At 67.6% G+C, this 12532-nt stretch carries 10 protein-coding genes; 4 read left to right on the plus strand and 6 right to left on the minus strand.

The window, feature by feature from the left end; genetic code table 11:
- The 4 genes from HR9077_RS09085 to HR9077_RS09100 form a co-directional block, all read left to right on the plus strand.
- Window positions 1-808: amidohydrolase family protein (locus tag HR9077_RS09085; RefSeq protein WP_136066694.1), on the plus strand; the 808-nt coding region annotated here is incomplete at its 5' end.
- Window positions 809-904: 96 nt separating this feature from the next.
- Window positions 905-4156: an FAD-binding and (Fe-S)-binding domain-containing protein gene (locus HR9077_RS09090; RefSeq protein ID WP_136066695.1), complete on the plus strand. Its 3252-nt coding sequence runs from the start codon at window positions 905-907 to the stop codon at window positions 4154-4156.
- 7 nt (window positions 4157-4163) lie between these two features.
- On the plus strand, window positions 4164-4364 hold the full coding sequence (locus HR9077_RS09095; RefSeq protein ID WP_136066696.1) for a DUF2905 domain-containing protein: 201 nt from the start codon (window positions 4164-4166) through the stop codon (window positions 4362-4364).
- 96 nt (window positions 4365-4460) lie between these two features.
- Entirely contained in the window at window positions 4461-6311 is a 1851-nt protein-coding gene (locus HR9077_RS09100) for a cation:proton antiporter (RefSeq protein ID WP_136066697.1), read from the plus strand.
- A gap of 9 nt (window positions 6312-6320) precedes the next feature.
- Here HR9077_RS09100 and trpC read toward each other — a convergent pair whose 3' ends face one another.
- The 6 genes from trpC to rpe all read right to left on the minus strand — a co-directional run bounded on the left by trpC (window position 6321) and on the right by rpe (window position 12500).
- Window positions 6321-7127, minus strand: coding sequence for an indole-3-glycerol phosphate synthase TrpC (gene trpC / locus HR9077_RS09105; protein WP_136066698.1), 807 nt, complete (start codon window positions 7125-7127; stop codon window positions 6321-6323).
- Window positions 7124-8161 carry an anthranilate phosphoribosyltransferase gene (gene trpD / locus HR9077_RS09110; RefSeq protein WP_136066699.1) on the minus strand — a complete coding sequence of 346 codons (1038 nt, stop codon included), beginning with the start codon at window positions 8159-8161 and terminating at the stop codon, window positions 7124-7126. The genes trpC and trpD overlap by 4 nt, the downstream gene beginning before the upstream one ends.
- A 69-nt stretch (window positions 8162-8230) precedes the next feature.
- Complete coding sequence (locus HR9077_RS09115) at window positions 8231-8818, minus strand: anthranilate synthase component II (protein WP_136066749.1); 588 nt, start codon at window positions 8816-8818, stop codon at window positions 8231-8233.
- Window positions 8819-9093: 275 nt separating this feature from the next.
- Window positions 9094-10590, minus strand: coding sequence for an anthranilate synthase component I (gene trpE, locus HR9077_RS09120; protein ID WP_136066750.1), 1497 nt, complete (start codon window positions 10588-10590; stop codon window positions 9094-9096).
- Between the two features lie 222 nt (window positions 10591-10812).
- A complete protein-coding gene (locus HR9077_RS09125) occupies window positions 10813-11805 on the minus strand; it encodes a phosphoglycolate phosphatase (protein WP_348532927.1) in 993 nt (330 codons plus the stop codon).
- Entirely contained in the window at window positions 11802-12500 is a 699-nt protein-coding gene (gene rpe / locus HR9077_RS09135; protein ID WP_136066700.1) for a ribulose-phosphate 3-epimerase, read from the minus strand. The genes HR9077_RS09125 and rpe overlap by 4 nt, the downstream gene beginning before the upstream one ends.
- Window positions 12501-12532: the final 32 nt, after the last annotated feature.

Here is a 12532-nt window from a genome sequence, read left to right on the forward strand (position 1 = left end):
CGACAGTCACGCCCATCTGTTCGGCCCGGCGCCACGCTACCCCTACCACCCCGAACGGGGTTATACACCGCCGGACGCCAGTGCCGAGGACTATCAGCGGCTGTTGACCACGCTAGGCTTCGAGCGTGCGGTGCTGGTGCAGCCGAGCGTCTACGGGACCGACAACCGTCGCCTCCTCGATGCCCTGCGCGATGCACAGGAGACCGGCCTGGAGCGGCGCGGCGTCGGCGTCGTCGATGCCCGGATAACGGACGAGGAACTGCAGCACATGCATGCACTCGGCGTGCGTGGCATACGCGTCAACCTGCTGTTCCCGGGCGGCGTCGATTTCCCGGCGATCAGCGCGCTCGGCGAGCGGATTGCCGAGCTCGGCTGGCACGTGCAGTGCCTCGTCGACGTGTCGACCTTCGACGACCTGCGCGGGACTCTCGAACAACTGCCGCTCCCCAAGGTCATCGATCACATGGGTCACGTACCCACGACCAAGGGCATCGGTGATCGCGGTTTCAAGAGCCTGCAGGAGCTGCTCGCCGAAGGAAGGACCTGGGTCAAGCTCTCGGGGCCCAACCGGGTGACCGCCAATCCTTCGGCCCTTCCCCCCTACGTCGACGTGGATCCCTTCCTGCTGGCCCTGGTGAACACCAATGTCGATCGCTGTGTATTCGGCACCGACTGGCCGCATGTCAAGCTGCCCGGCACCATGCCCAACGATGGCGATCTGGTGGACGAGCTCATGCGCTTGGTTCCCGACACCGCCATGCGTGACAAAATACTCGTGCACAACCCCGCTCGACTCTATGGATTCTGAACGTCGCCCGCGGGGCGAGCATGATGTCCACGGTGCGCATGAAGAGGCCTCCCGGCCCTCGGCCTTTCGTTCGCACCCCCTGTTGGAGGCCGCCCTATGATCGAGCGCCTAACGCCCGCTGAAGCCGACGACAATCGCTACAGCGCCTTTCTGAAGGATCTCGCCCACGCCGGCTTCCGTGGCGACATCGCGCCGGACTACGCCAACCGCACCGTGCTGGCCACCGATAACTCGATCTATCAGCGCCTGCCGGCGGCGGTGCTCTACCCGCGCGACGGCGACGACCTGCAGCGCATCGCCCGCCTGGCCGGGGACGGCAAGTACCGCGATATCGTGCTCGCCCCGCGCGGCGGTGGCACGGGAACCAACGGCCAGTCGCTGACCGACGGCCTGATGGTCGACGTCTCGCGCTACATGAACCGGATCATCGAGATCGATGTCGAGAATCGCCGCGTGCGGGTCCAGGCCGGGGTGGTCAAGGACCAGCTCAACGCCGCGCTCAAGCCCCACGGGCTGTTCTTCGCCCCGGAGCTGTCCACCTCCAACCGCGCGACCATCGGCGGCATGATCGCCACCGACGCCAGCGGCCAGGGCAGCCGCGAGTACGGCAAGACCCGCGATCACGTCCTGGCCCTGGACACGGTCCTGCTCGGCGGCGGGCGCTTCGAGAGCCGGCCGGTGAGCGAGGCCGAGCTCGCGGCCCTGTGTGCGCGCGACGATGTCGTCGGCGAGGCCCACCGCGTCGCGAGCGACATCGCCGACACCCAGCGCGAGCGGATCGCAGCCGTGTTTCCGCCGCTCAACCGCTGCCTGACCGGCTACGACCTGGCACACCTGCGCACCGCCGAGGACCTTTTCGATCTCAACAGCGTGTTGTGCGGCGCGGAAGGCTCGCTGGGTTTCGTCGCCGAGGCGACGCTCAACGTCCTGCCCGCTCCCCGTCACTCGACGCTGGTCAATATCCGCTACAGCGGCTTCATGGAGGCACTGCGCGACGCCAAGGCGCTGATGGCCAGCGACGCCCGACCCACCTCGATCGAGACCATCGACGACAGCGTACTGGCCCTGGCGATGGAGGATTTCGTCTGGGACAGCGTCGCCGAGTTCTTTCCCGCACCGGACAACGACCGTCCGGAGCCGCTCGACGACGGCGTCGACGTCGCCACGGCGCCAGCCACCCGGCGCGGCGAGCGGCCGGCGATCCGCGGCATCAACCTGGTCGAGTTCAACGACGACGATCCGGCGGCGCTGGAGGCGCGTGTCGCCGCCTTCACCGATCACCTGGCGACCGATGCCAGCGTCGAACGGCTGGGCTACACCCTGGCGGAAGGCCGCGAACGGATCGGCCGCGTCTACGCCATGCGCAAGCGCGCCGTGGGCCTGCTCGGCAACGTCAAGGGCGAGAAGCGTCCGATTCCATTCGTCGAGGATACCGCCGTGTCCCCCGAGCACCTGGCCGATTACATCGCCGAGTTCCGCGCGCTGCTGGATGCGCGCGGGCTCAGCTACGGGATGTTCGGCCATGTCGATGCCGGCGTGCTGCATGTGCGCCCGGCGATCGACATGAAGGACCCGGCCCAGGCGGCGCTGATCCGCGAGCTGTCCGACGAGGTCGCGACGCTGACCCACAAGTACCACGGCCTGTTGTGGGGCGAGCACGGCAAGGGCGTTCGCTCGGAGTACGCACCTAAATTCTTCGGCGAACTCTACCCCAGCCTGCAACGCCTAAAGGCCGCCTTCGACCCGCACAACCAGTTGAACCCGGGCAAGATAGCCACGCCGCTCTTTATCCCGCCCGAGGACGCGGAACCATCCACTCGGCCCGAAGTCGTGGGGAGCTCGCCCGAAGACGCGGTGAGCGAAGAGACCGTCAAGTGGGTCGATGCCGGGCTATTGACCGTCGACGGCGTGCCGACCCGTGGCGAACTCGATCGCCAGATCGACGAGCGTGTCTGGCAGACTCACGCCAGTGCGGTGTACTGCAACGGCAACGGCGCCTGCTACAACTACGATCCCGACGACGCCATGTGCCCGTCCTGGAAGGCCACCCGGCAGCGCATCCACTCGCCCAAGGGGCGTGCCAGCCTGATGCGCGAGTGGCTGCGCCTGCAGGGCAACGCCGGCATCGACGTCGTCGAGGAGTCACGCAAGAAGAAGGCGGAAGGCGCCTGGGGCTTCGTCCGCGACTTCCCGCTACGCCTGCGCAATACCCTGGCCAAGCGGCGCGGCGAGACCGATTTCTCGCACGAGGTCCATGAGGCGATGGCCGGCTGCCTGGCCTGCAAGTCCTGCGCCGGGCAGTGTCCGGTCAAGGTCGACGTGCCCGAATTCCGCGCGCAGTTCCTCGAGGTCTATCACGGCCGCTATCTGCGCCCGCTGCGCGACTACCTGATCGGCGGGCTGGAGTTCATGGTGCCGACGCTTTCGCGGATCGCCCCGCTCTACAACGCGGCCCTGGGAAATCGCCTGGTCGACAGGTTGCTGGCCGGCCCCATCGGCATGGTCGACAGCCCACGGCTGTCACGGGCGAGTCTCGCCCGGCAGCTACGCGCCTGGGGCATCGCGGAGGCCACGCCGACCGCGCTCGGCCTGCTCAGCGAGCGCCAGAAGGCACGCAGCGTGATCCTGGTCCAGGATGCCTTCACCAGCTACTTCGAAGCGAAGCTGGTGATGGATATCGTCGAACTGCTCACCCGGCTCGACATTCGCGTATTCGTCGCGCCGTTTTCGGCCAACGGCAAGCCGCTCAACGTCCAGGGCTTTCTCGGCGCCTTCGAGCGCACCGCCGCCAAGCAGGCGAGACGCCTCCGGACGCTTGCCGAAAGCGGCGTACCGCTGGTGGGCATCGACCCGGCGATGACCCTGACCTACCGGCAGGAGTACGCCAAGGCGCTGGGACCGGACAACGCGCCCGAGGTGCTGCTGCTGCAGGAGTGGCTGGTGTCGCTGGGCCAGCGGCTGCTGCCCGAGCCCATTGCGCTGGAGGACCCCGGGTTCAAGCTGCTCTCGCACTGCACCGAGCGCACCACCGCCCCGGGCTCGCCCAGGGCCTGGCAGCAGGTGTTCGCCCACGCCGGGCTCGAGCTCGAACTCATGGCCACCGGCTGCTGCGGCATGTCCGGCACCTACGGCCACGAGGCACGCAACCGCGAGACCTCCGAGACGATCTACGACCTCTCGTGGCGGGCCCCGGTCGAGGATCCGGTCAACGCCGGCAGGTTGCTGGCCACCGGCTACTCCTGCCGCAGCCAGGCCAAGCGACTCTCGGACGCCCCCTTGGCCCATCCGCTGCAGGGCCTGCTCTCGGCGGTCAAGCGTACCCGGCCGGTGAACCGGCCCCGCTCATGAGGCGCCCATGTCACGCACACTGATCGTCATCGGCCTGCTCGTGGCCGCCGCCGGCCTGCTGTGGCCCTGGCTGTCGAAACTGCCGTTGGGCCATCTGCCGGGTGACATCGTCATTCACCGCGGCAACGTCTCGTTTTATTTCCCCGTGACCACGATGATCCTGGCCAGCGCCGTGCTCTCGGCGCTGGTCTGGCTATTCAATCGTTGAAGCCACGATGGCCGGGGCGCCGGCATCCGGCGATTGCATGGCGCGCGCCCGGCGCGTAGGCTGCGCGCTGCTTTCGACGCAATGGCGGATTACCCGATGGAGCACCCTGCCCTCGCCCTCACCGGCATCGGCCTGCTGGCCCTGATCTGCCAATGGACCGCCTGGCGGTTGCGCTTGCCGGCGATCCTGCCGCTGTTGATCGGCGGCATCCTCGCCGGTCCGGTAACCGGCCTGCTCGACCCCGACGCGCTGCTCGGCGAACTGCTTTTTCCGCTGGTCTCGCTGGCGGTAGCGATCATCCTCTTCGAGGGCAGCCTGACGCTGGACTTCAAGGACCTGCGGGGTCATGGCCGCACGGTACGACGGCTGGTGACCTGGGGCGCGCTGATCACCGCCGGCGTCGGCACGCTGGCCGCGCACCTGCTGCTCGACCTGGACTGGGAGATGGCCAGCCTGCTCGGCGCCGTGCTGGTGGTCACCGGCCCCACCGTGGTGTCGCCGCTGGTCCAGACGCTGCGCGCCCGCCGGCACCTCACCCAGATCCTGCGCTGGGAAGGCATTCTCATCGATCCGGTGGGCGCCATCGGCGCGGTACTGGTCTACGAGTTCGTCGCCCTCGGCCTGGCCCAGGGCGCCATCTCGCACACCCTCGTGCTGTTCGGCGAGACCGCGGCGATCGGTTTCGGCCTGGGCGGCCTGGGCGGCTACCTGTGGGGGCTGGTGCTGCGGCATCACTGGCTGCCGCAGCGGCTGCACAGCTTCGGCACGCTGATGATCATGCTCGGCCTGTTCAGCGTTTCCAACCTGCTGTTTCACGAGTCGGGGCTATTGACGGTGACGGTGATGGGGGTCTGGTTGGCGAACATGCGCGCGGTGCCCACCCAGCAGATCATCGAGTTCAAGGAGACGCTGTCGGTGCTGCTGATCTCGGGGCTGTTCATCCTGCTCGCCGCGCGGCTCACCGCCGAGCAGCTGGCGCTGCTGTCGTGGCCGGCCTGGGGGTATCTGGCGATCCTGGTATGGGTGGCCCGGCCGCTTGCGGTGTGGCTGTGCACGCTGGGCAGTGGCCTCAACTGGCGCGAGAAGGCATTGCTGGCCTGGCTGTCGCCGCGCGGCATCGTCGCCGCTGCGGTCGCCTCGCTATTCGCCATCAAGCTCGAGGAAAACGGCGTCGCCAACGCCGAACTGCTGGTACCGGTGACCTTCCTGGTGATCATCAGCACGGTGGTGGTACAGAGCCTGCTGTCGCGGCCGATCGCCCAGTTGCTCAAGGTCAGCGAGCCGGCGCCCTCGGGCTTTCTGATCCTGGGTGCCAACCCGCTGGCCCGGGCGATCGCCAAGGCGCTGACCGATGCCGGCTTCGCGGTACGGCTCAGCGACACCAACTGGGAGGCGGTCCAGGAAGCGCGCATGGCGGGACTGCCCGTCTACTACGGCAATCCGCTTTCCGAACATGCCGCCCAGCATCTGGAACTCACCGGCATCGGTCACCTGCTGCCGCTGTCGCCCTACCGCGAGCTCAACAACCTGGCTGCGCTGCACTTCGAGCACATCCTGGGCCACGGCCGGGTCTATCGGCTGGCCGAGGACGACAATCGCAGCGCCCGGCGTCATCGCGAGCAGGCACTGGCCCACCTGCCACTGCTCGGCGACGGCGAGACCACCTATGCCCGGCTGGTCGCCCTGATCGAAGCCGGCGCGGAGTTGCGCAGTGCACGGCTGACCGAGAACTTCGGCCTGGCGCACTACCGGGCCATTCACGACCAGCGGCTGCTGCCGCTGTTCTGCATCGCGCAGAGCGGCCGCATCCGCATCGCCAGCGACCAGACGCCGCTGACGCCCAGGGCCGGAGAAACGCTGATCAGCCTGATCTTCCCCGACTCGCCGGAATACGCGCAGCGCAACGGCCCGACGTCACCCGCGGGTGCCGGCCCGCAACGCGGCTGAGCAACCGGATCAGAAGAACAGCCGCCGCAGCGCCGCCCCCGGGTCGGCCTCGCGCATGAACGCCTCGCCGACCAGGAAGCCGTTGACGCCATGCTCGCGCATGTGCTCGACATCGCCGCGGGTATGGATACCCGACTCGGTGATCACCGTCACCGCTTCGGGGATGCGTGAAAGCAGCTGGAAGGTGGTGTCGAGACTGGTCTCGAAGCTGTGCAGGTCGCGATTGTTGATACCCACCAGCGCCAGATCCAGTGTCAGCGCCCGCTCCAGCTCGAGGGCGTCGTGCACTTCGACCAGCACGTCCATGCCCAGCGCCACGGCCTGCTGGTGCAGGTCCTTGAGCCGATCGTCGTCGAGCGCGGCGACGATCAGCAGGATGCAGTCGGCGCCGATCGCCCGCGCCTCGCTGACCTGATAGCCGTCGACGATGAAGTCCTTGCGGATCACCGGCAGCGCACAGGCGTCGCGCGCGGCGACCAGATAGTCCTCGTGGCCCTGGAAGAAATCGGCATCGGTGAGCACCGACAGGCAGCTCGCCCCGGCCTCGGCGTAGGCCCTGGCGATCGCCTCGGGGTCGAAGGCGTCGCGTATCACGCCCTTCGACGGCGAGGCCTTCTTGACCTCGGCGATCACCGCCGGATCGCCGTCGGCGATGGTCCGGTCGAGGGCCTCGACGAAACCGCGCGGGGCGCTCTGGGCACGAGCCCGCTCGAGCAGTGTCGCCTCGCTGACCCGTGAGCGTCGCGCGGCGATCTCTTCGTCCTTGCGAGCGAGGATCCTGGCGAGAATGGTCGGCAGTTCGCTGCTCTGGCTCATCGGGAGACCCCGTTGTGTTCGGCGAAGACCCGCGCGAAATCGGCGAGCTCCTTCATCTTTTCGCGGGCAAGGCCGCTGTCCATGGCGTCCTGGGCGAGCGCCACCCCCTCCTTGATGCTGGTGGCGATATCGCAGGCGTAGAGTGCCGCGCCGGCATTCAGCGCGACGATGTCCGCCGCCTCGCCCTCACCGGCCAGGGCCTCGCGGACCAGCCGCAGGCTGTCCTCGGCGGTGACCGCCTTGAGCGGCGCCAGCGAGCGGCGCTGGATGCCGAAGTCCTCGGGGGCGATGGTGTACTCCTCGATCGTGCCGTCGCGCAACTCGGCGATCCGCGTCGGCGCCGCCAGCGAAACCTCGTCGAGGCCATCCTCGGCGTGCGCCACCAGCACGTGCCGGCTACCCAGGCGCTTGAGCACCTCGGCCATCAGCGGCACCAGCTCGGCCTGGTAGACGCCCAGCAACTGGTGCTGGGCGCCGGCCGGGTTGGTCAGCGGACCCAGGATGTTGAAGATGGTCCGCACCCCCATCTCGCGGCGCGGACCGATGGCGTGGCGCATCGCCTTGTGGTGCATCGGCGCGAACATGAAGCCGACGCCGACCTGCTCGATACAGCGCGCCACCTGGGCGGGTTCGAGATCGAGCTTGATTCCCGCCACATCGAACAGGTCGGCGCTGCCCGATGACGACGACACGCTGCGGTTGCCGTGCTTGGCGACATGCCCGCCCGCGGCGGCGACCACGAAACTCGAGGCGGTGGAGACGTTGAACAGGTTGGCACCGTCGCCACCGGTGCCGACGATATCCACCAGATCGCCGCACGCCACATCGACCCGCGTCATCAACTCGCGCATCACCTGCGCGGCGGCGGTCACTTCATCGACCGTCTCGCCCTTCATCGACAGGCCGATCAGCAGGCCGCCGATCTGCGCGTCGCTGGCCTCGCCGGTCATGATCGTGCGCATGATCGCGTGGGTATCGGCGTAACTCAGGTCCCGACCGCGCATGACCGCGTCGATCGCCTCTCGCATCTGCATGGTGGTTCTCCCCTCCTTGTTCTGCACCCAATGGCCCCCGTCGCGCCCGCGACGAAACCTCGACAGCCCCTAGCCGCGGCGTTCGAGAAAGTTCGCCAGCAGTTCGTGGCCCTGGCGGGTAAGGATCGACTCCGGGTGGAACTGGACGCCCTCGACGTCCAGCGTCTTGTGGCGCAGTCCCATGATCACCCCCGGGGTGACGTCATCGTCGTCGACCCGCGCGGTCACCTCGAGACACTCGGGCAGGCTCTCGGCCTCGACCACCAGCGAGTGGTAGCGGGTGACTTCCAGAGGGTCTTCGAGGCCGGCGAATACACCCTCGCCGCCATGGCGCACCCGCGAGGTCTTGCCGTGCATCACCCGGGGCGCGCGCACCACCTTGCCGCCGTAGACCTGGCCGATCGCCTGATGCCCCAGACACACCCCGAGAATCGGCAGCTTGCCGGCGAAATGGCGAATCACGTCCATCGAGATGCCCGCCTCGTCGGGCGTGCAGGGACCGGGCGAGATGACGATGTGACTGAGCGGCATGCGCTCGATATCGGCCAGGGTGATCGCGTCGTTGCGGTACGTCACCACCTCGGCCCCCAACTCGTTCAGGTACTGCACCAGGTTGAAGGTGAAGCTGTCGTAGTTGTCGATCATCAGCACGGACATGGGGTTAACACTCTGATTCTGTTGCATGAGGCTGGTTTCCGCCTGTGTCGTTAGCCTGGGTTTCCAGATCAGTCTTGCTGCCAGCCGTGCGGGATTCGATAGACACAAAAATGCCGCCCCGCAGGCGGCATTTCTTCAGTCGTCAGCGTGCCGCCCTCGCTCAGGAGGGCCACCACTGAATCGGCCTGTGCGTCTGTTCGTTAGTCATGCCAGCAATAGTGCGGTCGAGGGCCGAAGGTGTCAAGACGCCCCCGCCACACCCGGTGGCTCGACGCTCATTCAAGGTTGTCGAGCCCGCGCTCGGCCATCGCCACGGCACGGAACAGCGCGCGCCCCTTGTTGAGGGTTTCCTGCCACTCGAGCTCCGGCACCGAATCGGCGACGATGCCGGCACCGGCCTGGACATGCAGTTCGCCATCCTTGATCACCGCGGTGCGGATGGCGATCGCGGTGTCCATGTTGCCGTGCCAGGAGAGGTAACCCACCGCGCCCGAGTAGACGCCACGCTTGACCGGCTCGAGCTCGTCGATGATCTCGAGCGCGCGGATCTTCGGCGCGCCGGACAGCGTGCCCGCCGGGAATGTCGCGCGCAGCACGTCCATGGCGCTCATCCCCGGCTTCAAACGCCCGGTGACCTGGGAGACGATGTGCATGACGTGGGAATAGCGCTCCACCGCCATGTTGTCGGTCACCGTCACCGAGCCGGTCTCGCTGATGCGGCCGATGTCGTTGCGCCCCAGGTCGATCAGCATGACGTGCTCGGCGATCTCCTTGGGGTCGGCCAGCAGCTCGGCTTCCAGCGCGCTGTCCTCCTCGGCGTTGCGCCCGCGCTTGCGCGTGCCGGCGATCGGCCGCACGGTGACCTCGCCGTCTTCCAGGCGGGTGAGGATCTCCGGCGACGAGCCGACCACATGATGGTCGTCGAGGTTGAGGAAGAACATGTAGGGCGACGGGTTGAGACTGCGCAGGGCGCGATAGAGATCCAGCGGCGGCGCCTGATAGGGGATCGACATGCGCTGCGAGGGCACGCACTGCATGACGTCGCCGGCCAGCACGTACTCCTTGATCCGCTCCACCGCGGCCTTGAAGCCCTCTTCGGTGAACCCCGAGGTGAAGTCGCCCTCCTCCACCGCCGGTCGGCCGCTGCCCGGACTGACACTGTTCAGGGTCGCACTGCGCAGCTGCACCTCCAGCGCCTCGAGGCGCTGAATGGCCCGCTCGTAGGCGTCGTCCCCGCCCGGATCGGCATGGGTCCACAGCGTCAGGCGGCCCGACAGGTTGTCGAACACCACCAGCTCGTCGCAGACCATCAACAGGATATCGGGCACGCCGATCGGGTCGGGCTTGGCGGCGACGCGCGGACCATTCAGCCGCGGCTCGATATAGCGGATGGTATCGTAGCCGAAATAGCCCACCAGGCCGCCGTCGAAGCGCGGCTGATCGTCGAGACGCGGCACCTTGAAGCGCGCCTGGAACTGTTCGATCCAGGCCAGCGGATCGTCGACCTCGCTGATGCCCAGCTGCTCGCCATGGGCGATGTGACGGACCTGGTGGCCGCGCACTTCGATGCGCTCGCGGCACGGCAGGCCGATGATCGAATAGCGGCCCCACTTCTCGCCGCCCTGCACCGATTCGAGCAGGAAGGTCCAGGGCGCGTCGGCGAGCTTGAGATAGGTGGAAAGCGGGGTGTCGAGATCGGCGAGGACCTCGCGGGTCACCGGAATGCGGTTATAGCCGGCCTGAGCCAGCTCATCGAAACGTTCGGCGTTCATCATACCCAGCATGTCCTTCAAGGGGTTGATCGAAATTGGCGTTAGAGTGTCGGCGGTGAACCACCGCGGGGCGTCACCATCGCCAGCGACGCAGGCCCTTGCCCGGTATGCGCCAACGCGCCTCGATCCCTCTGGAAACAGGGTGGGTATTCAGCATGGCGAGAGTCCGTTGATTGCCGAATCTTGTTGATTTGACGCCGCTTGTAGCGCGCCGAATTTACCCTAAACGAGTTCCGTGAGCGATTCAACCAGACCATCCGGCCCGGCATCGGCCACCGGTTCGCCGTGATTATAGCCGTAGGGGACCGCCAGGGTGCGAAAGCCGGCTCGCCGCCCGGCCTCGATGTCGTGGCGCGAATCGCCGACCATCAACGCCGCCTGCGGCGCCACGCCCAGCGCCTCGGCCACGTGCAGCAGCGGTGCCGGATCGGGTTTCTTGCTCGCCAGCGAGTCGCCGCCCAGCGTCATGTCGAACAGGCCGTCGAGCGCCAGTGCCTCGAGAATCGGTGCGATGAAGGCATGGGGCTTGTTGGTGACCAGCGCCAGGCGCATGCCGCGCGCCTTGAGTCCCTCGAGCGCCTCCCGCGCGCCGGGATAAAGCCTGGTAGCCACGCACGGCGCCTCGGCGTAGGCCGCCAGGAAATCGCGATGGGCGTCCTCCAGCCGGCGCGAGGCCTCGGCCGCACCCAGCGCATCGGTGAGCGCACGCTCGACCAGCTTGCGCGCGCCATTGCCCACCCAGTCGCGCACCCTGGCCTCGCCGGCGGGCGGCAGCCGCTGCGCGGCAAGCACGCTGTCCACCGCCCGCGTCAGGTCGGGAACCGAATCGATCAGCGTGCCGTCGAGATCGAAAACCACCAGGCGGATGCCGTCGAGATGCACCGTCATGTCACCTCCTTGATGTATCGCGGGCTGAACGGGCGCAGCGTGATGCCGTGCTCGCGAGTCCCTCAGCCAGACATGCTTCTTCGCGGCCGGCTGTTTCTTCAGCCACGCCTCGAGCCTGAGCGCTTCGCTGCGATCGCCCACCGCCTGGCAATGGCGCAGCGTCAGCGGCCCCTTGCCGCGCAACGCCCGCGCCCCGCGCTTGCCGCGGCAGTGCTCGCCGAAGCGGCGCTCGACATCGGTGGTGATGCCGGTGTACAGCGCCCCGCCGGCGGTCTCGATGACGTAGAGATACCACAGCGAGGCATTGTCGCGACACGCTTCGCTCACACTCCGGCCAGCTCGTCGCGCATGGCCTGGATCACGCTGTCGTAGCGATGCGCATCGTCTGCCCGGCGGGCGCCGAATATCGCCGAGCCGGCGACGAAGGTATCCGCGCCGGCACGCGCGATCTCGGCGATGTTGTCGACCTTGACCCCGCCGTCGATCTCCAGGCGGATCGGCCGGCCGCTGGCCTCGATGCGCAAGCGCGCCTCGCGCAGCTTGTCGAGGGTGCCGGGAATGAACGACTGCCCGCCGAAGCCGGGATTGACGCTCATCAGCAGGATCATGTCGACCTTGTCCATCACGTAGTCGAGGTAGGACAGCGGCGTCGCCGGATTGAACACCAGCCCGGCCCTGGCGCCGCCGTCGCGGATCAACTGCAGCGAGCGGTCGATGTGTTCGGAGGCCTCGGGGTGGAAGGTGACATAGCTCGCGCCGGCGTCGATGAAGTCGCCGATCAGCCGGTCCACCGGCTTGACCATCAGATGGGCATCGATCGGCGCGGTCACGCCATGCTTGCGCAACGCCTCGCAGACCATCGGGCCGATGGTCAGGTTGGGCACGTAGTGGTTGTCCATGACATCGAAGTGGACGATATCGGCGCCGGAAGCCAGCACGTCGTCGACCTCCTGGCCGAGACGGGCGAAGTCGGCGGAGAGAATCGAGGGGGCGATCTGGAAGTCGGGGTTCACATCGGGCATGGCTCGTCGATCCGGTTCGGAGGTCTGGAGAA

The sequence above is a fragment of the Modicisalibacter radicis genome (assembly GCF_900961225.1).
GTDB lineage: Bacteria > Pseudomonadota > Gammaproteobacteria > Pseudomonadales > Halomonadaceae > Modicisalibacter.